This is a genomic window from Leisingera daeponensis, from assembly GCF_019801465.1.
Taxonomy (GTDB): Bacteria; Pseudomonadota; Alphaproteobacteria; order Rhodobacterales; family Rhodobacteraceae; genus Leisingera; species Leisingera daeponensis_A.
Map to the genome: position 1 here is coordinate 41,134 of NZ_JAHVJA010000009.1, position 19,819 is coordinate 60,952.

18 protein-coding genes are annotated in these 19,819 nt (G+C 63.2%); 4 read left to right on the forward strand and 14 right to left on the reverse strand.

Features of this window, described 5'->3' with window-relative positions; translation table 11 throughout:
* Window position 1: 1 nt before the first annotated feature.
* The 11 genes from KUV26_RS17250 to KUV26_RS17300 all read right to left on the reverse strand — a co-directional run bounded on the left by KUV26_RS17250 (window position 2) and on the right by KUV26_RS17300 (window position 12,083).
* Window positions 2-1,345: a Na(+)-translocating NADH-quinone reductase subunit A gene (locus tag KUV26_RS17250; protein WP_222509268.1), complete on the reverse strand. Its 1,344-nt coding sequence runs from the start codon at window positions 1,343-1,345 to the stop codon at window positions 2-4.
* Between the two features lie 357 nt (window positions 1,346-1,702).
* A complete protein-coding gene (locus tag KUV26_RS17255) occupies window positions 1,703-2,827 on the reverse strand; it encodes a mandelate racemase/muconate lactonizing enzyme family protein (protein ID WP_222509269.1) in 1,125 nt (374 codons plus the stop codon).
* Entirely contained in the window at window positions 2,824-3,918 is a 1,095-nt protein-coding gene (locus KUV26_RS17260; protein ID WP_222509270.1) for an alcohol dehydrogenase family protein, read from the reverse strand. The genes KUV26_RS17255 and KUV26_RS17260 overlap by 4 nt, the downstream gene beginning before the upstream one ends.
* A gap of 96 nt (window positions 3,919-4,014) precedes the next feature.
* Entirely contained in the window at window positions 4,015-4,254 is a 240-nt protein-coding gene (locus KUV26_RS17265) for a hypothetical protein (RefSeq protein WP_222509271.1), read from the reverse strand.
* A gap of 3 nt (window positions 4,255-4,257) precedes the next feature.
* Window positions 4,258-5,709, reverse strand: coding sequence for an aldehyde dehydrogenase family protein (locus tag KUV26_RS17270; RefSeq protein WP_222509272.1), 1,452 nt, complete (start codon window positions 5,707-5,709; stop codon window positions 4,258-4,260).
* Window positions 5,706-6,860, reverse strand: a complete 1,155-nt coding sequence (locus tag KUV26_RS17275) for an aromatic ring-hydroxylating oxygenase subunit alpha (protein ID WP_222509273.1) — start codon at window positions 6,858-6,860, stop codon at window positions 5,706-5,708. Before KUV26_RS17275 ends, KUV26_RS17270 begins: the two co-directional genes overlap by 4 nt.
* Before the next feature lie 94 nt (window positions 6,861-6,954).
* A complete protein-coding gene (locus KUV26_RS17280) occupies window positions 6,955-7,869 on the reverse strand; it encodes a LysR substrate-binding domain-containing protein (RefSeq protein WP_222505382.1) in 915 nt (304 codons plus the stop codon).
* Between the two features lie 118 nt (window positions 7,870-7,987).
* Window positions 7,988-8,938 (reverse strand): GlxA family transcriptional regulator, encoded by a 951-nt coding sequence (locus KUV26_RS17285; RefSeq protein WP_222509274.1) that lies wholly within the window; start codon window positions 8,936-8,938, stop codon window positions 7,988-7,990.
* Between the two features lie 72 nt (window positions 8,939-9,010).
* Entirely contained in the window at window positions 9,011-10,000 is a 990-nt protein-coding gene (gene proX / locus KUV26_RS17290) for a glycine betaine/L-proline ABC transporter substrate-binding protein ProX (RefSeq protein ID WP_222509275.1), read from the reverse strand.
* Between the two features lie 52 nt (window positions 10,001-10,052).
* Window positions 10,053-10,988: an ABC transporter permease gene (locus tag KUV26_RS17295; protein ID WP_222509276.1), complete on the reverse strand. Its 936-nt coding sequence runs from the start codon at window positions 10,986-10,988 to the stop codon at window positions 10,053-10,055.
* 12 nt (window positions 10,989-11,000) lie between these two features.
* Complete coding sequence (locus tag KUV26_RS17300) at window positions 11,001-12,083, reverse strand: glycine betaine/L-proline ABC transporter ATP-binding protein (RefSeq protein ID WP_315900140.1); 1,083 nt, start codon at window positions 12,081-12,083, stop codon at window positions 11,001-11,003.
* Window positions 12,084-12,244: 161 nt separating this feature from the next.
* Between KUV26_RS17300 and KUV26_RS17305 the strand changes: the two genes are divergently transcribed.
* Genes KUV26_RS17305 through KUV26_RS17320 form a run of 4 tightly spaced genes read left to right on the forward strand, consistent with a single transcriptional unit; the run spans window position 12,245 to window position 16,720 of the window.
* The gene (locus tag KUV26_RS17305) at window positions 12,245-12,955 is read left to right on the forward strand and encodes a GntR family transcriptional regulator (protein WP_222509278.1); all 711 of its coding nucleotides are present in this window, start codon (window positions 12,245-12,247) and stop codon (window positions 12,953-12,955) included.
* A gap of 7 nt (window positions 12,956-12,962) precedes the next feature.
* Window positions 12,963-13,880, forward strand: a complete 918-nt coding sequence (locus KUV26_RS17310; protein ID WP_222509279.1) for a dihydrodipicolinate synthase family protein — start codon at window positions 12,963-12,965, stop codon at window positions 13,878-13,880.
* A 3-nt stretch (window positions 13,881-13,883) separates the two neighbouring features.
* Window positions 13,884-15,383, forward strand: a complete 1,500-nt coding sequence (locus KUV26_RS17315; RefSeq protein WP_222509280.1) for an aldehyde dehydrogenase — start codon at window positions 13,884-13,886, stop codon at window positions 15,381-15,383.
* Window positions 15,380-16,720: an NAD(P)/FAD-dependent oxidoreductase gene (locus KUV26_RS17320; RefSeq protein ID WP_222509281.1), complete on the forward strand. Its 1,341-nt coding sequence runs from the start codon at window positions 15,380-15,382 to the stop codon at window positions 16,718-16,720. Before KUV26_RS17315 ends, KUV26_RS17320 begins: the two co-directional genes overlap by 4 nt.
* Window positions 16,721-17,050: 330 nt before the next feature.
* On the opposite strand, the gene KUV26_RS17325 is transcribed toward KUV26_RS17320, so the two are convergent.
* The 3 genes from KUV26_RS17325 to ampC all read right to left on the reverse strand — a co-directional run bounded on the left by KUV26_RS17325 (window position 17,051) and on the right by ampC (window position 19,599).
* Entirely contained in the window at window positions 17,051-17,962 is a 912-nt protein-coding gene (locus KUV26_RS17325; protein ID WP_222509282.1) for a LysR family transcriptional regulator, read from the reverse strand.
* 96 nt (window positions 17,963-18,058) lie between these two features.
* Window positions 18,059-18,385: a hypothetical protein gene (locus KUV26_RS17330; RefSeq protein WP_222509283.1), complete on the reverse strand. Its 327-nt coding sequence runs from the start codon at window positions 18,383-18,385 to the stop codon at window positions 18,059-18,061.
* A gap of 59 nt (window positions 18,386-18,444) precedes the next feature.
* Complete coding sequence (gene ampC, locus KUV26_RS17335) at window positions 18,445-19,599, reverse strand: class C beta-lactamase (RefSeq protein ID WP_222509284.1); 1,155 nt, start codon at window positions 19,597-19,599, stop codon at window positions 18,445-18,447.
* Window positions 19,600-19,819 lie beyond the last annotated feature (220 nt).

Genomic DNA, 19,819 nt, shown 5'->3' on the forward strand with positions numbered 1-19,819 from the left:
CTCAGCCCTCCTTTTCAATCTTGGTTAGGCAGTCGCGCAGCGCCAGCCCGTATTCGTACTTGGCCGGGCAGGCAAAGCCGACGAGGCCCATGTCCTCTTCGTCGAGCTCCAGCGCACCCAGCGCCTGTGCGGTGTCGGTGTCCATCACCAGCAGCGCGCGCAGCAGCTGCGTCGGCAGGTAGTCCTGCGGCATCAGCCGCTCAAAGGTGCCGGTGGGCACCATGGCCCGGCGGCCGCCGTTGAGGTTGCTGGTGAGGTTGAACAGCTTGCGGCTGAGTGCCGAGCCCAGCACCGGCTGCACGGCGTATTTGCCGGGCATCGGGCGGATCCAGCCCAGCGGGATCTGCTCGCGGTCTTCCTCGATGATGGCAACCTGGCGGGCGAAGCGGCCGAGAAACGCTAGCGAACCGGCAGCCTGGCGGCCCGACAGGATCGAGCCGGAGATCACCCGGACCGGAGCATCGGCGGCAATCTCGCCGCGGGTCAGCTCATCGGTGGAGGCACCCATAACGGTGCGGACCAGACGCGGCGACCGTGCAGCGGGACCGGCAATGGCAACCACGGTGGAGGGGTCCAGGTGGCCGGACAGCAGCAGGCGGCCGATGGTGATCACGTCCTGATAGGAAACGGTCCAGACCTGATCGTCAGCGCGCACGGGGTGCAGGAAGTGGATGTGGGTCCCGGCCAGGCCCGACGGATGCGGGCCGGAGAACGCGGCGGCCTCGACACCGGCAATGCCAATGCCCGGAACGCTGTCACCCGCTTTCTGGCACAGATAGGTGGTGCCGTCGGTTAAGAGGGTAACGGCCTTAAGGCCCGCCTCAAACGCCTCAGCCGCATCGTTGATTATCACGGCGGCGTCCGCGGCCAGCGGCTCGCTGTCCATCGCGGTCACGAAGATCGCGGCAGGCTTGGAGCCCGGCTGCGGCATCTTGGAATAGGGACGGGTGCGGAACGAAGTCCACAGGCCAGCTGCGCAAAGTTTCTCGGTCAGCCCCTCGGCTGTATCCGCGTTGCCGGTGGCCGAGAAATCGACGCCTGCATCGTCAGCGTCGGAAACCGAGATAACCACGCTTTCCAGAACCCGGCGGGCGCCGCGGTTGATGGCCACGACCTTGCCGGTCATCGGCGCCACCATCATCGCGTCTTCGGCATCCTTGTGGCAGAACAGCGGGGCGCCGCGGCGGACCTCCTCTCCTTCCTGCACCAGCATGCGGGGTTTCAGGCCCATATAGTCGGGCCCTAGCACGGCCACTGCGGTGATGGCGGGGCCGTCGTGGATCACCTGCTCCGGCGCGCCTGTCACCGGCAGATCCAGCCCCTTCCTCAAGTTAAATGTCTTCATATTTGCGCTACGTCCCTCCAAGGCCGAATCCCGAGGCGGTTCTTACCCCGTTCCGGCAGCGGCGGCAAAGAAAAGGCACAAAACGCCGTTTTCCGCACATCCGCACAGCCTGTCCTGATTTCCGGCGCACTCGAATCAAATTCGGCACCGAATGGCAAGGCTGTGGCCCCGCCTGTTTCCCAATTTCCTGTACACTGCGCGTTTTTATCAGACTGTTGGCGCTCACGGTCTCCGGGAAACCGTCAAAGCGGACAGGCGGAAACGGCAACGCCGTCCCCGCAGGCGCCGCCTAGGCGGGCCAGTCTGCCTGTCAGTCTCAACAGGCCGTTGAAACTGATTCTACCAAATACTGCTTAGTCAGGCGTCCCAGACAGCCTGCGGTTCGCCCATCAGATCCCGGTCAACGGTGATGCCCAGCCCCGGCGCATGCGGAACCAGCACGCCGCCATCCTTGACCGGCGCATCGAATTCCGCCGTTTTTAGCGTCACCATATCGCGGCAATCCAGAATGCAGCGCAAGGAACGCTCAGGCACCGTAGCGCCCAGATGGGCGATGGCGGAGAACGCCACCACAGACCCGACGGTATCCTGCACGCTGACGGTCGCGCCTGCGGACAGGCACATGTCCCGGTGCCGCCGCCCGTGGGTCAGCCCGCCGGCCTTGGATATCTTAAGGCCGATGCCCTCGGCCACATCCTCCGCCAGCATCAGGGCGATGTCCTCATCCTGCTGCACCAGCTCATCCAGAATGATCGGCACCGTGCAGCGCTTGCGCAGCGACATGGTCTCGCGCCAGGTCTTGCAAGGCGCCTCCAGCACGAAATCCAGCCCCTCCGGCAGCATCCGCAGCATGCGCAGCGCGGCTTCCGGCGTCAGCCCGCCATTGGCATCAACCAGAAAGAACTCGCCCGGCTGCCGGTCGGCCAGCGACGCACGGATGCGCTCCGCGTCAAGCGCCGGGCCGCCCTCGGCATCCAGCGCGCCGATCTTCACCGAATGGCCCAAATAGCCCATCTCGCGGTGCTGCGCGACGCGGGCGCGCATGTCCTCAGGGCTGCCTGCATAGATCGAGGAGATCACCGGCAGGCGCTTGCCCGTCGAACCGCCTAGCAGCTCGCACACCGGCATATTCACCGACTTGCCGAACAGATCCCAGCAAGCCAGGTCAATTGCCGACTTGGCGTGGTTGTGGCCCAGCAGGGCTTCATCCATCGCCTCGTTGATGCGGTCCATCTGCCGCGGGTCGCGGCCCAGCAGATAGGGCGCAATCTCGGCAATACCCGCCCGCGCACCCATCGCGTGCGACGCGATGTAGGTGGAGCCGAACGGGGTGCTTTCGCCCCAGCCCTCGAGTCCCGTGTCAGTGGTGATGCGCACGAAGGACGCGTCAAAGCTGCGGTACTCCCGCCCGCCCGACAGCATGTAGACGCCGCCGGAATAGGGCAGATCCAGCTGGTACAGCTCTATCTTCCTGATCTTCATTCGGAAACCTCCGGGATCATCAGCACCAGCTTGCCGGTGTGCTTCTTGCTCAGGAAATCCTCCTGCGCGGCGGCAATCTCGCTCAGCGGATAGGTCTTGGCCACCAGCGGGCGGATTTCGCCGGCTTCGATGTAGGAGATCAGATTGGCGAAAACCTCGTCCTCCTGGAAGGTGCAGCCCATCAGCGTCAGGTCCTTAAGGTAGAGCGTGCGCAAGTCGATCTCGCTGATCGGCCCGGCGATGGCGCCGGCGGTGGCGTACCGCCCGCCGCGCCGTAAAACGTCCAGAAATGACGGCCACTGCGGCCCGGCAACCAGATCGACCACCACGTCGATGGAGCCTTCACCCAGTTCCTTGATCAGATCTGCGTTGCGGTCGACAACCTTGTCAGCGCCAAGTGCCAGAACCCCTTCGGCTTTGGCGGCAGAGGACAGCGCGATCACCGTGGCGCCGCGGCGCTTGGCCAGTTGCACGGCGGCAGAGCCGACCCCGCCGGAGGCGCCGGAGATCAGCACGGTTTCTGCGCCCAGGCCGACGCGGTGCAGCATGTTTTCCGCCGTGGAATAGGCGCAGGGGATCGAGGCGAGTTCCGCATCCGACCAGTCGCAGTTCACCGCATGGGTTTCGCGCGCAGGGGCCACCGCAAACTGGGCGAAGCCGCCGTCGCATTCGCTGCCGAAGGTCCAGCATTCATAGGGGCGGTAGTCGACGTAAGTCCGCAGCATGTTGCGGACCAGCACCCGATCGCCGATGCGGGCGGGATCGCCCCCCTCCCCTACCACGGCGATATGGCCGCAAGCGTCGGCGCCCTGAATGCGCGGAAATTCCAGCGGCTTGCCGGACCAGCTAGCGTCATCATCGTTTACACCGTCGAACCCCGTGGCACCGCCCGCATTGGTGTCGGCGTCCACCGCCTTGGAATACCAGCCGATGCGGGTGTTGATGTCGGTGTTGTTGATACCCGCTGCCGCCACGCGGATCAGCACTTCGCCCGGCCCGGGCTGCGGTACCGGCACATCGGTGCGGTACTCAAGCTTGTCAATGCCGCCGTGGCCGGTCAGCAGGACCGCCGCCATTTTACTGGGGATCATGCCCTCACCTCCCTTGATTGAAATTCTTTGGCCGGCCCTCCCCTGCCGGCCAAAACAGGCCGCCATCCCTGACGGGACAGCGCCCTGAAACTTTTCTTACAGCTCCAGCGGATGCGCGCGGCCGCGCTCCGCCAGCCGGCGGTTCAGCTCTTTCGCTTCCGGCAGCCCGGCCTCCAGCGCAAATACGAATGCGTGGGTTAGGTAGAAGCAGGCGGCATCGATATTGCCCGCCTCTTCCGCCATGTCACCGGCCAGCGTGTAAAGCCGGACCAGCTCTCCGCTGTCCTTTTCGTCATGCGCATTCAGCAGCGCCCGGTCGAGGTCTGCGCGCTCCATCGCTCAGCCCTTCAGCGAAATCGCGATGTTCTTGGTGCGCACATAATTATAAAGCGCCTCCAAGCCCTTCTCGCGCCCGAAACCGGATTTGCCGACACCGCCAAACGGGGTGGAGATGCCGCCCGCGAACCATTCGTTCACGAACACCTGCCCCGCGCGCAGACGGTTCGCGACGCGATGTGCCCGCGCCAAATCGCGGGTGAAGACGCCGGCCACCAGCCCGAATTCGGTGCCGTTTGCCATGGCAATCGCTTCCGCCTCGGTGTCAAACGGAGTGAAGCAGGTGACGGGGCCAAAGATTTCTTCCTGCGCGACGCGCGCGCCCGGGTCCACATCTGCCAGAATGGTCGGAGCCATGAAGTAGCCCTCGCGCTCCAGCCGGGCACCGCCGGAGGCTGCGCGGGCGCCGCTTTGGCGGGCCGTGGCGGTGAGGGTTTCGATGCCGTCCAGCTGACGCGCCGAGATCACCGGGGTCAGGCCGGGGTTTTCCAGCCCGTGGCCGACGCTGAGACCGTTTGCCAGCGCCGCGGCGCGTTCGACGGCCTCGTCGTAGATCGAGCGGTGCACCAGCACCCGCGACATGGCCGAGCAGACCTGCCCGGCGTTGTAGAAGATGCCGCTTTGCAGGGAGGACATCAGCGTGTCCAGATTGGCATCCTCAAACGCCACCGCCGCTGATTTGCCGCCCAGCTCCATCAGCGCGGGCGTCACCGGGTCGGCGGCAGCGCGTAGGATGGCCTGGCCGGTCGGCACCGAGCCGGTGAAGACGATCTGATCCACCGCCGGGCTTTCGACCAGCCGCGCACCAAGTTCCGAGCCGATGCCGTTCAGGATAGACACCGCCCCCGCGGGGACCTCGGCGCGTTCCAGTGCCACACCCAGCATGGCGAGCGCCATCGGGTCCAGCTCGGGTGATTTGATGATCACCGAATTGCCCGCCGCCATCGCAGGCGCCAGCGACCGCGCAGCGATCGACACCGGGAAGTTCCAAGGCACGATCTGGGCGGAGACGCCGTAGGGCTCATAGACCGTAAAATCAGCGTAATCGGGGCCGAGCGGGATCGACTTGCCTTCGATCTTGTCGGCCATGCCGCCGTAGTATTCGAAATACTGCGCGGCCTCTTCGAATTCATCGTGCGCCGCGCTGAGGCTCTTACCGCTTTCCCGGCAGAGCAGATCTGCGCCCTCGTCCGCGATGCCGCGGATTTCGGCAGCGATACGCTGCATCAACTGGCCGCGTTTCGCGGGCTGCATCGCGGCCAGATCGCCGCGCTCGAAACTGGCGCGGGCGGCATCCAGCGCTTTGGCCAGGGTTTCCTCGCCCGCCAGCGCGCAATCGGCCACATGCTCGGCATTGCCGGGGTCCTCGACGGCCATGCGCGCACCGCCGTCGCCTTCAACCCATTCGCCGGCCAGGAAATTCCTGGCCAGCCCGTCTTTCAGAAAGGCACTCATGCCTCGCGGCCCTTGGTCACCTGATCCGCCACCCAGGCGTGAAAATTGTGGGTCGGCCCGTCCATCGCCGGTGAGAAACGGCCGCCGTCGAACAGCTCGCCATGGCGTCCCTTCTGCATGCCCTCGACAACAAAGACGTCTTCCTCGAACACGGTCTTCCACAGCTTGGCGTTCTCGGTGCGCAGGTCTTCCAGCTCCGGGGTCTTTTCCGAAGATTTGGAATAATAGAGCTCGATATGCTCGACAGTGTTTTCAGTGTCGACCGGTTCCAGGATGATGGCAAATGCGTGGTCGCGCTGGACGCCCAGGAGGACATTCGGGTAGACGGCCACGTACTCGCCGCCTTCGTCCCACTTGTTGCTGAGACCTTCGAAGTCCGGGAACACCTCACCATTTTCGCCCTTCAACTGACGGTAGACCAGGGTGCCCTGGCCGGAGTAATGGCCCGGCACCTCGATGTTGTAATGATCCTCCAGGCGGGAATAGCTGTTCAGGCCCGGATGCACCCACGGCAGGTGGTAGCTTTCGCAGTAGTTCTCGACCGCTAGTTTCCAGTTGGTTTTCACCTCCAGTTTGAAGCCGGAGCCTTGGCCGCCGTGGTGCACCGGGGTCTCGAACTCCTTCCAGCGCTCCAGCAGGCCCGCGTGGGCCTCTTCGAACTCCGGCGCGGAGCCGTCGACATTCACGAAGATCACGTCGCGCCAGACATAGGAGCGGATGCGCACCAGTCCCAGTTCATCGAGCTTGATGTCCTCGTGCTTGTTATTGCCGGGGCCGCCGACATGCGGGGTGGAGACCAGGCGGCCGTTCAGCCCGTAGCACCAGCTGTGATAGGGGCACCGGATGGCACCGCGGATCTTACCGGGCTTTTCCACCAGGATCATGCCGCGGTGGCGGCAGGTGTTTTGGAACACGCCGACGGCGCCGTCATTGTCGCGCACGATCAGCAGCGGCATGCCGAGGAAATCCACCGGCTTGGCATAGCCTGGTTGCGGCACGTCCTTGCCGAAGCCGATGCCGGACCAGTTGGCAAACAGAACCGAGCGTTTCTCTTCGGCGAAGACCGCAGGGTCGACGTAGTGGGCGTTCGGAAGGCCATTGGCGACGTTGACAGGGGCCATCACCGGGGCAAGCGGATCATGCTTGTTCATCTGTGTCTCTCCAAGACTGGGAAATGCGTGCGCGTTTCCCGCCATTGAAGGCAGGGAGAGGATTCACTCAATATCAGGAATATTCGCCTTGGCCTTAGCTGGATTCACCTGAGTTCCGATTGACCTCGTCAATCACCCAATTGCGAAGCAACCGGGCGGATTCCGACAAATCCGCGTCCGGGCGTCCCACCAGATGGAAACCGTGCGGCGCGGCCAGAACATGCGGTCCGATCGGCACCAGCTGGCCGGTGGTCAGCAAGGGATGCAGCAGCCGCTGCCAGCCGAGCACCAGCCCCACTCCGTCCTGCGCCGCCTGCAATGCCACCGCATAGTTGTTGACCCGCACACCGGGCGCAATAGGGCCGCTATAGCCCAGCTGCTGGAACCAATCTGTCCAGGTGGTCCAGCTGCGGTCATCGGATTCCAGATGCAAGAGCCGCTGCCGGGCCAGCTCCTCCAGCGGGCAGCCGGTGAGCTTCTCCGCCAGTTCCGCATTGCCAACCGGCACCAGATGATCGCGGTACAGCTCGGCCTGCTCCAGGCGGGTGTCCCGTTCCCGCCCGTAACGGATGTAAAAATCCACGTCCGGCATGCTGCGCAAAGGTCTGTCGTTGACGATCTGATTGACGTTCACATCCGGATGCTGGCGCCAGAACCGCACCACCGAAGGCGACAGCCACAGCGAGGCCACCGCCGAAGTCGAGCCGATGGTCACGGTGTCACCGGTCTGACGGTCGCGGATTGTCTTCAGACTGAGGGAAATCTTGGAAAACGACGAGGCCAGGGTTTCAAACAACGCCTCGCCCTCTTCTGTCAGCTCCACACCGCGGTGTTTTCGCTGGAACAGCGGCGCCTGCAGTTCCGCCTCCAGCGCTTTCACCTGATGGCTGACGGCGCCGGGGGTGACAGACAGCTCTTGCGCCGCGTTCTTAAAACTCAGGTGCCGGGCCGCGGCTTCGAATGCAGCCAGTGTGGTGAGCGGCGGCAGGTTGTAATGACGGCGGGACATCGGCGGCTCCAGGTATGCGGCACGGATGAAGGGGCTTCATTTCAATATGGGAAATTCGCCTTTGATGGCCAGACCCCATCGTTCAGCGCTAGGCCGAACCCGTGCTGCCGCCGGCGGCCTAATCGATCCGGCTGCGCTGCAGCATAGGCGTCACATTGAACGCCGCCTTGTAGACGCGGGAAAAATGGCCGGGGCTGTCAAACCCGCAGGACAACGCCACCTCGGTCACCGAGGCCTCAGTCTGGATCAATAGGTTGCGGGCGCGCTCCAGCCGCATTTCCATCGAATACTTCTTGGGTGAGGTATTGAGGTATTTGCCGAACAACCGCTCCAGCTGGCGAGTGGAAATACCGATCTCCTCGGCAATCACGGTGGGCGAGACCGGTTCGCTGATATGGTCGTGCATGATCTGGATGGCACGGGCCAGATGCGCATTGCGCATTCCATTGCGCGACTGCAGCGACACGCGCTGCTCGGCGGTGGCGTTGCGCACCGCGTTATAGACCATCTGGTCCGCCACCGCGATGGCCAGGTCGTAACCGTGTTCGCGCTCGATCAGATGCAGCATTAGGTCCGCCGTCGCCGTTCCGCCGGAAGCCGTCACGTGTTTTTCATCCGCCACAAACACGCTGCGCACCAGGTTCACCTCCGGGAAGGCCTCCATGAAACTGTCGTGGTATTCCCAATGGATCGCCGCCTGCATGCCGTTGAGAAACCCCGCCTCAGCCAGCACCCAGGCGCCGGAGCACAGCGCGCCGACCGCAATCCCGCGCGCCTTTTCCCGGCGCAGCGCCGCCAGCAGCGGTTTGCTCACATGGTTGCGCATGCGAATGCCTGACAAGGCAAACAGCCGATCGCATTTCGGAATCGCATCAAAGCCGTAATGCACCAGCATCACCGAGCCGTTGGAACAGGTCGCGGTCTCGCCGTTCTCCGAGCCGAACGACCAGTCATAGAGATCCTGGCCGCTGACCAGATTGGCGATGCGCAAGGGCTCCACCGCGCAGGAAAAGGCGAGGTGCGAGAACTCTTCCACCAGCAGAAAGGCAAAATGCTGCGTCTTTTTCATGGCTTGCCTCAAGGGAAAACGGACTGCGCGAAAGCCTCCCCGCGCAGTCCCTGGCATCGGGTCTGCCCGCTACTACTTGGCTGCCGCGCGCGCCGCGTCCAGCCAGTTGTCGTAGGTTTCGCGGTTGGCTTCGATCCAGGCCGCGACATGGCGGTCGATGTCGTCCGAACTGTCCTCGCCGTCGGCGATCAGCTTGTTCTGGGCCGAGATGTCGTTGATGTCGATCTTGGCGAGCTCGAACAGCTTGGCAGCGGCCGGGTTGGCGGCCAGGAACTCGTCCGTTGCAACGATGCGGATGCTGTCGACCGCAAAGCCCAGGTCCTTGCCGTTGAAGGTGGTTTCCGCAGCCGCGCCATCGGGCAGCGAGGAGTAAGGCACGGCGAGGAATTCGACATTTTCGCCCGGAACCAGCACGCCGGACACCCAGTACGGGGTCCAGGTATAGTAAAGCACGTTCTCGCCGCCCTCGTTGCGGGCGATGGTGTCGGCGATGATGGCGTTGTATTCACCCTGGTTGTGGTTGACGGTCTCGCGCAGGCCGAATTCGTCCAGCTGATGCTCGATCACGCGCTCGCAGCCCCAGCCGGGGACGCAGCCGGCCAGATCAGCCTTGCCATCGCCATCGGCGTCGAACATCGCGGCCTTGGCCGGGTCTTTCAGGTCGCCCAGATTCTGCACGCCCGCGTCATAGGCGGCCTTGTTGACCAGATAGCCCTGCAGGGCGCCGTCGATCAGGGTGCCGACCTTCTCCAGAACCGCGTCACCGCCGGATTCCTCGAAGAAGGTGTTGTGCAGGCCGTTCCAATGCACCGCGGTGAAGTCCGCGTCACCGGTGCCCAGGGCCAGGTGCAGGGTCTGAGCCTGAACCTCCTCCGGCTCGGCCACGTCATAGCCCAGATCCTGCAGCGCCCGGAACAGGATCCGGTGCTGGAAGATCTCCTCGGCGATCGGCTGCATCACCGGGCGCACGGTGACGCCCTCGCCGGGTTTGTCCGCAGCCAGGCCAGCGCCTGCCAGCATGGTCGAGGCTGCCAGCGCAGCCAGAGCAGTTTTCCTGAACATAAGTAAGTCCTCCCTTGGGTGTTCAGATGAAAGAGAAAGTCAGGTCTTGCCCTCAGGCCCTACCCGTCAGGCGCAGCACCGCGCCGACCGGGCCGCCCTGCCACCAGTGGCGGTGGCCGCGTTCACGGCCGGATTGGCCCATGCCTTGGGTGATGCGGTCCAGCACGATGGCCAGGATCACGATGCCGAGGCCGCCAACCAGCGCCTTGCCGGCATCCAAGCGGCCCATGGCGCGCAGCACCTCGTTGCCCAGCCCCTTGACCGAGATCATCGAGGCGATGACCACCATCGACAGCGACAGCATGATGGTCTGGTTGACGCCGGCCAGGATGGTGGGGGTGGCCAGCGGCAGCTCCACCTTGAACAGGATCTGGCGCGGGCTGGCGCCAAAGGCGCGCGCGGCCTCCACCACCGAGGCATTGACGCCGCGGATGCCCAAGCTGGTGAGACGGATCAGCGGCGGCAGCGCAAAGATCACGGTGACGATCACGCCGGAGACATTGCCGATGCCGATCAGCATGACCACCGGCACCAGGTACACAAAGGCCGGGATCGTCTGCATGGTGTCCAGCACCGGGCGGATTGCGGTCTCGAACCGGTCGTTCTTGCCGGCCAGCACCCCCAGAGGCAGGCCGATGATGAAGCTCATGATCACCGCCGAAACCACGATGGCGAGGGTTGTCATCGCCAGCCCCCAGGCATTCGGGGACAGGAAGCCAAGCACAACCATGCTGATGCCGACCAGTATCGCAACCCGGCGGCCCGCCGCCTGCCAGGCGATCAGGATCAGGATCACCAGCATGACCAGCGGCGGCACTGCGTTGAGCGCGCTGTCGATGCCGACGATCATCTCGTTGAAGAATTTCTTGACGGGCTGGATCAGCGCCCGGTTGGCGATGGCCCATTGCTTGACCCCGTCAGCGGCGTCGGCCAGCCCCAGGTCAACCGAGGAAAACGGGTCGAGGATGCTGAAAGTGTTCTCTGCCATGGTCTTGCCTCCTCAGTGCTTCAGGCCGGCGGCGTCTGCGACATCACCCTGGATGCCGCGCAGCAGGGCGTTCTTGGTCACCACCCCGACGGTGCGGCCATCCGCCTTGACCAGCACCGGGTGCTGGGTCTGCACCGACAGGTTCACCAGATCGTCGAGCGACTGGCCGGGATGGGCCTCGGGCCAGCCGTCCTTGTTGGCGGGGCCGTTCATCTGCTCGTATTGCTCGACCGGGGTCATGATCTTGGCGGCCGAGATCAGCTCCAGCTTGGAGATGCCCGCGACGAAGTCGGCAACGTATTCGTCGGCGGGGTTGGTCACGATGTCCTCCGGCGTGCCGACCTGCACCAGAGCGCCGTCCTTCATGATGGCGATGCGGTCGCCGATGCGGATCGCCTCGTCCAGGTCGTGGGTGATGAACAGGGTGGTCTTCTTCATCTCTGCCGACAGCGACATGAACTTGTCCTGCAGCTGGCGGCGGATCAGCGGGTCGAGCGCCGAGAAGGGTTCGTCCATCAGAAGGATCGAGGGGTCGGCGGCAATCGCGCGGGCCAGGCCGACACGCTGCTGCATGCCGCCCGACAGCTCATCCGGGTATTTCTGGTCCCAGCCGTTCAGATCCACGGCATCAATCGCGCGCATCGCGTTGTCGCGGCGCTCCTTGGGGTCGTGGCCGCGCACTTCCTGGCTGAAGGAGACATTCTCCAGCACGGTGCGGTGCGGCATCAGCGCCATGTTCTGGAACACCATGCCGATCTTCTCGGCCCGCACCTCGCGCAGATCCTTGGCGGATAGCTGATTGACGTCCTGCCCTTCGATGAACAGCTGGCCGGAGGTCGGCTCGATCAGCCGGTTCACATGGCGAATCAAGGTTGATTTGCCAGAGCCGGACAGCCCCATGATGCAGAAGATCTCGCCGCGGCCCACGGTAAAGGTGGCGTCCTGCACCCCCACCACACAGTCAAAGCGGTCGCGCACCTCAAGCTTGCCAAGCCCCCGTTCCTGAACGGCTTTCATCGCTTCATCCGCACGGCGCCCAAAGATCTTCCACAGATTGCGGCAGTCGATCACGGCCTCGTCAGGTTGCGTCGTCACCTGTTCCCCTCCTCCCGAAAACATTTCCTGCATACTGCATATTTTTTCTCTGTACACAAATTGTATTTTCTCCTAACACAAAATGAGCAATCAGGTTGCACAGACCTGTCCCGCCGGGTCATCCTGCCGGCACAGGTTCAGATGCAACAATGGAGACTGAGATGAAGGACGCGTCCAAAAGCAGGAAAGCAGCGCTTTATGGCCACTTGAAAACGGCCATCATGACGCTTGGCCTGCGGCCGGGCGCGGATCTCGACGAATCGAAGCTGTCGGAGGAATTCGAGCTGTCCCGCACCCCGCTGCGCGAGGTGCTGCGCCAGCTGGCCGGCGAAGGCTATGTCGATCTGCGGGAAAACCGCGGCGCGCGGGTCAGCGAGATGTCGCACATGACTTTGCGGGATTTCTTCCTGGCGGCGCCGATGATCTACGGCGCGGTGCTGCAACTGGCGGCCAAGAACGCCACCGAGGCGCAGATCGCCGAGCTGAAGGCAGCGCAGGAGGACTTCAAGGCGGCGCTGCGCGCTGGCTCCGGGGCTGACCGGGCGATGGCCAACAACCGCTTTCACGAGATCACCGGCGAGATGGCCGACAACATCTATCTCGCCCCGTCCTTTCAGCGGCTGCTGATCGATCATGCCCGCATCGGCATGACCTTCTACCGCCCCCAGGACCGCCAGATGGCGGAGAACCTGGGCGAGGCCAGCGCCCAGCACGACGATATCATCGCTGCCATTGAGGCTGGCGACGAGGCGGCGGCGGGCCAGCTGGCAATTGACCATTGGAACCTGTCGCGCGACCAGATCGAGCTGTTCGTCATGCCCGCCGGGCTTGATGTGCCGCTGGGGACGGTGGCGCGCAAAACCCCTGCATGAGGACGAGATGACCCCAATATTCCGGTTTGAGGGGATATATACCCCTGTCGTGACGCCCCACTTCGAGGACGGCAGCGTCAATTGGGACGCGCTGGCCGAAGTGATCGAATTTCTGATCGACAGCGGCGTGCACGGGCTGATCTCCGGCGGCTCCACCGGCGAGAACTATGCCCAGACCGTGGAAGAGCGCATCGCCCTGGCCCGCTTCACCCATGACCGGCTGAAGGCCCGCCTGCCGCTGGTGGTGGGCACCGGCGCCATGCTGACCAGCGACTCCATTGCGCTGGCCGAGGGCGCCAAGGACATTGGGGCCGACAGCATCCTGCTGGCCTCGCCCCCCTACTCGGTCCCGACCGACCGCGAAAACGCGCTGAATGCGCTGGCGATCGACAAGGCCGCTAACCTTCCGGTGATGCTCTACAACTACCCGCACCGCACCGGCACCATGATGGGCGAGGAGTTCCTCGACCGCGTCGGCCGCTCGCGCAATTTCTGCGGCATCAAGGAAAGCTCCGGCGATATCAACCGGGTGCACCTGCTGGCGCGGGACTATCCGCATATCCAAATGGGCTGCGGCATGGACGATCAGGCGCTGGAATTCTTTGCCTGGGGCGCGCCCTTCTGGGTTTGCGGCGGCTCGAACTTCCTGCCGAAGGAGCACGTGGCGCTGTATAATGCCTGCGTGATCGAGGGCAATTTTGCCAAGGGCCGCCGCATCATGTCGGCGATGATGCCCTTGATGCGGGTGCTGGAGCAGGGCGGCAAGTTCATCCAGACCATCAAGCACGGCGTCACCATGAACGGCATCGAGGCCGGCGCCATGCGCGCGCCGCTGAAGGGGCTGAACAAGGACGACAAACGCGCGCTGGAACAGGTCGTGCGGGTGCTGAAACAGAAAATCGCAGATATCGAGGCGGAGGGTTAAGGAATGACTTTGCTTACTCAGGACGAATATAAATCCATCGCCGCCAACCTGGACCTGCCGACGGCTGCGTTCATTGACGGCAAGTTCTGCCCGGCCGCGTCCGGCAAGACCTTTGAAACCGTGAACCCGGCCACCGGCGAGAAGCTGGCGGATATCGCATCCTGCGGTGCCGCGGATGTTGATGTCGCGGTTGAAAAGGCGCGCGAAGCCTTCGACGATGGCCGCTGGTCCCGCCTGCACCCGTCAGAGCGCAAGGACGTGCTGATCCGGCTGTGCAAGCTGATGACCCGCAACGCCCATGAGCTGGCAGTGATGGAAAGCCTCGACAGCGGCAAGACTATCTATGACTGCGAAACCGTCGATGTGCCGGAGACCATCCACTGCCTGAAATGGCACGCGGAGGCCATCGACAAGATCTATGATCAGGTCTCCCCGGCTTCGGATGATCACATCGCCATGGTGGTGCGTGAGCCCATCGGCGTGGTCGGCCTGGTGCTGCCGTGGAACTTCCCGCTGCTGATGCTGGCGTGGAAGATCGGCCCGGCGCTGGCCGCAGGCTGCTCGGTGGTGGTGAAACCCGCCGCCGAGACCACCCTGACCGCCCTGCGCGTGGCCGAGCTGGCGATGGAAGCCGGCCTGCCCCGCGGTGTCTTGAACATCGTGCCCGGCGGCGGCGCCGAGGCGGGCGAGCCCATCGGCCGCCACATGGACATCGACATGGTCTCCTTCACTGGCTCCACCGTGACCGGCAAGCGCTTCCTTACCTATGCGGCGGAATCGAACGCCAAGGAAGTGGTGCTGGAGATGGGCGGCAAGAACCCCGCCATCGTCATGGACGACGCCGAGAATCTGGACCGGGTGGCCGCGCATATCGTGAACGGCGCCTTCTGGAACATGGGCGAGAACTGCTCTGCCTCTTCCCGCCTGATCGTGCACAAGGACGTCAAGGCAGAGCTGCTGGAGCGCATCGCCCATCACGCCAAGGCCTGGAACGTCGGCGACCCGCTGGACCCGAAAACCCGCATGGGCGCGCTGGTGTCACGCGCGCATTTCGACAAGGTCTGCGGCTATCTGGAACAGGCTGAAAACGTGGTTCTGGGCGGCAAAGCGCATGACGGCGCATTTGTGGAGGCCACCGTGGTCGAGGTGCCCGGCAATGACGCGGTGCTGGCGCGCGAGGAGATCTTCGGCCCGGTCCTGTCGGTGATCGAGGTTACCGGCTTTGACGAGGCGATCCGCATCGCCAATGACACACAGTACGGCCTCTGCGCCTCGATCTTCACCGCCAACGCCAAGCGCGCGATCCGCGGTGCCCGCGCCATCCGCGCAGGAACAGTGACGGTGAACAGCTTTGGCGAGGGCGATATCACCACGCCCTTCGGCGGCTATAAGCAGTCGGGCTTTGGCGGCCGCGACAATTCCGTCCATGCCCACGACCAGTACACCCAGCTGAAAACCATCTGGATCGACCTGGCCGACGACGCAGACGAGGCCGTGGATTGACCGCCTACACTGCCAAACGCCTGCCCCGGCAGACCGGCGCGGCGGGATGGAATGCCATCCTGCCGCCGCAGGCCCCGCTGCCGGTGCTGGACCACGACCTGACCGCCGATGTGACCATCATCGGCGGCGGGTTTGCGGGCCTGTCCGCCGCCCGTCGCCTGCATCAGCTGGACCCCTCGCTGAAGGTGGCGTTGCTGGAGGCCGGCCGCTTCGCCGAAAGCTCCGCCGGGCGCAATTCCGGCTTCATGATCGACCTGCCGCATGATCTGGCTTCCAACAACTACGCCGGTTCGGGTCTGGAAGCCGACCGGGCCGCCATCGCCTTGAACCGCAAAGCAATTTCATTTGCCACGGAGGTGGCAGAGGACTGCGCCCTGCCGCAGGAGATGTTCGATCCCGCGGGCAAGATCAATGCCGCCGCCACCCGCGCCGGCGACCGGCACAACCGTGATTTCGCCGCCCATCTGGAGCGGCTGGGCGAGCCGCATCAGCTGCTGAGTCAGCAGGACATGCAGGAGCGCACTGGCAGCCCGCATTACACCTCCGGCCTCTATGCACCCGGCACGGTGATGATCCAGCCCGCAGCCTATATCCGCGCTCTCTCGGCGCATCTGGCCGGGCAGATCAGCGTCTTTGAAAACACCCCAGCCACAGAGTTTGAAAAACAGGCGGATGGCTGGCTCGTCAGCACCCCCAAGGGGCGCATCAGCACCGCCCGCGTGGTCCTGGCCAACAACGGCCACCTGGAAAGCTTCGGCTTCTACCAGCGCCGCCTGATGCACATTTGCCTCTATGCCTCAATGACCGAGCGGCTGACGCCGGAGCAGATCAAACGGCTTGGCGGCGCGCCGCGCTGGTCGGTCACCCCTGCGGACCCGATGGGCACCTCCGTGCGGCGGATTTCCGGCTCCTACGGCGACCGGATCCTAATCCGCACCTGCTCCAGCTTCCATCCCGCCATCGAGACCAGCGACATGCGCCTGCGCAACGCCGGATGGGTGCATGACCGCAAGTTCAAGGAGCGCTTTCCGCATCTGGGGGACGTGCGAATGGAGCACCGCTGGGCCGGCATGCTCTGCCTCAGCCGGAACGGATCTGCGGCTTTCGGGGAGCTGGACCAAGGTGTTTATTCCGCCTGCTGCCAGAACGGCCTCGGCATCGCCCGCGGCACTTTGCAGGGTATGGGCATTGCCGAATTGGTTCTACAGGGGGGATCGGAGATCGCCAGCCACTTCCTGGCCCAGCCGATGCCGCCCAAACTGCCTCCGGAGCCATTTGCCTCACTGGGGGCCAACACCTTCCTGATGTGGAAAGAATGGCGCTCCGGGAAGGAATAGAGGCGGAAGAGGGGCGTCAGGTGCCAGCGAAGCTGACATACGTTAATTTTGTCTGCCGAAAACCGAACTGAGAGCAGCTGTGGCGTTAGCACCGGTACCGCTGCCAGCGCAGGCAGTTTGAATTTGCGTTGGAACCCGATCTTCAGTGCCCAGAGTTTTCTGTGGTATCACCAAGGAAGCACCATTTGCCCAAGCTCCGTTGATCTTTTTCCGTATTCACCCGACCAAATGATGAAGCGGTTTCAGGCGTGGTAAAAAAGATGCGCCGCGCAAAAGATCAGTGGTTGGCGCGGCACCTGGCTCCCGTAATCCGGAAAAACAAGATTACTTCTACGTCGCGACCGGGCCTGCCTTTGGGACTGACAGGCTGGGGTCCTTGGAAACACGCTTGAGAAGCCACTCCTGAAAGCTGAGCATGGCCGGAGTAGGCGGCTTATGCGCGGCGTGCGTCAGCCAGTAGCGACCGGTTTCTATCCGAGCGGGAAATGGTGCCGCCAGCCGCCCAGCCTCCAACCGGTCGCCGAACATCGCCGGGGACAGCAGCGCAACTCCACCCCCTGTTTCGGCAATGTCCGCCATGGCGATCGAACTGTCGAAAATGGGGCCACACAGGTTGGGACAGACAGCGCCGGCCTTCTCAAACCATGACGGCCACTCATCCGCACGGTAGGAGCGCAAAAGGAAGTGGCCATGTAAATCGGCAGGCTTTTTCAGGTTTTCCGCGAGCCGGGGGGCGCAGAGCGGCGTCAAAGGAGCTTCCATGAGCGGAACAGCCTCCATCCCGCTCCAGCGCCCGGCACCGAAACGGATTGCCATGTGCAAACCTTCTTTGGAAATGTCCACCCGGTTGTTGTTGGTCCAGATACGCAAGTCGATCCGCGGATGGGCGCTGCGAAAGGCGGTTAGCCGCGGCATCAGCCAGCCAACGGCAAAAGTTGTGACAACCCCCACATGCAACGTCTCCTGGTAACGGCCGTCCAGGAAACCGTCGAGAACCCGTCCAACCCGGTCCAGACTTTCATTGATCACGGGGAACAGCGCTATGGCTTCGTCCGTCAGAAGCAAACCCTTGGGCGTACGGGTAAAAAGCTGAACGCCCAGCAGGTCTTCCAGCCCCTTGATCTGGTGGCTGACTGCGGCTTGGCTGACCCGCAGCTCGATCGCCGCTTGGGTAAAGCTCCCTTGCCGAGCGGCGACTTCAAAGGCGCGCAAGGCGTTCAATGGCAGGTTGGGGCGGTCCATGCGGCGGCTTTCCTAGCTTCCGGGTCGACTGGGCAGACAGCGGCAGCCTCGCCTTTCCGGTCTGCGACTGCAATACCGACGGCCCCGCGGCGGGTGTCAGTGGCCTGCAGGAAAATGCCCGCTGCAAGCGAATGGAAGGAACGAGCCCGGCGCGCCCTCCATGACCATGATCAAGCTGAGCTGATCGGCAGTTTCGAGTTCAGTGCCACTTGCGGGGCAAGCTGATACCCGGGCCTGGCAGCCGCTCGCGATGAACGCCTCGTTTGACGCCCGGAACCTTTCGCTGAGGTCCGGGAGACCAGCAGCATAGCTGCGCCAAGCCTTGCTGTAGATGCTGCATTTTTCGAGGGACCAGGCGTCGAGTGCCGCAAGCGGGGCGGCGCAAGCCAGTTGCAGGACAGTCCCGGCAAGCAACTTTTTCATTCATGAAACCCTTCAGAATAGGCGCCGCCGCGCAACGGTTGCACGGCGGTGCAGTAACCTTACCGCTGCTCTGCAAGCACACGCTGAATGAAAGCGTATGTCGCCCGGATGCGGGCTTCGTTGGGAATGTTCCGGTTAGCGAGAACAGCCACACCCAGATCTTCGCCAGGCAGGAGAGCTACATAGGCGCCAAAACCATTGGTTGCCCCGGTTTTGTTGAGGATAACATTCTCCTCCGGCGGCAAAGGCGGATCGAGCTTCTCCATCGGCTGCGGTTTTAGGATGTAGGCGTAGCTGTTGCCCTTGATCATCTGCTCCAGTTTGACTGGCCATGGATATTGCTCCCAGATCATGTTCTGCACATAGGCATCTGTCCGCGCCAGCCCCTGCCGCGTTCTTTTCAGAGCATTTCTGAGGTCGTCCGAAGCATCCGCGTGTCCCAAATGAATCTCCAGAAACCGCACCATGTCACGCGCACTGGATTTCACACCATAGGCTTCACTGTCCAGAACCCCGGGACTGACTCGGATCGGGCGGTCGGTCTTTCGGTCGTAACCATATGCGTAGCTTTGCACGGCCTCTTCCGGGACATTTACCCAAGTGTTTTCCAGCCCCATTGAATGAAACAGATACTGTTCTAACGTATCCGCATATCCCTTGCTCAGGACTTTTGCTGTAACATGCCCCAAGAGGCCGATGCTAATGTTCGAATAGCTTCGAGCATCTGGCACGTCCGGCTGCCAGCCAGCCAGCCAGTCCACGAGCTCTTCGGTGTTGGCAGCTGTTTCAGGCACCTGCAGGGGCAGCCCGCCGGAGTGGTGCGTTGCGAGATCCATCAGCGACAGGTTCCCGAACGCGGTACCTTCAAGGTCCGGCAACTGCTGCGAAACCTGCGCCCCGAGATCCATTTCGCCACGCGTTTCAGCCAGAGCGGCCAAGCTCACGTTGAACAGCTTGCTCACTGAGCCAAGCTCGAAAAGCGTATCCGGAGACGCGGCAATGTTATCCTCGCGGGAGGCTAGGCCTGCCGCATAGAAGTAACTCTGCCCCCGGTGCGTCATACCGACAACCAGCCCGGGCACATCATACTCCTCAATCACGGAAGCGAAGCTGCTCTCGGCCAGCTCCTGCATTTGCGCGTCGGTCCAGGGTGCGGCGGAAAGCGCCGCCGGGAATGACAGCAGCGCCACCGCTGCGACTGTAGGAAAATTCATGTCTGCCTCGTAATTTGAGCCCCCAAACGGGCAGAAACGGCTCTACATCCACCGAATACAGCGCTCAAACGAGAAATTGTTACTCCAAATATTAGATTTTCTAAATCCCTAGTGCTGTTGAACTTGGCCCCGAGGCTGACTTGCAGAAGTGTAGAAAGCTGCGCGCTCTAGGATTTTAGGTTTCCAGGCAGCACATGGTTTGTTTGCGTTGGAAGCAAAC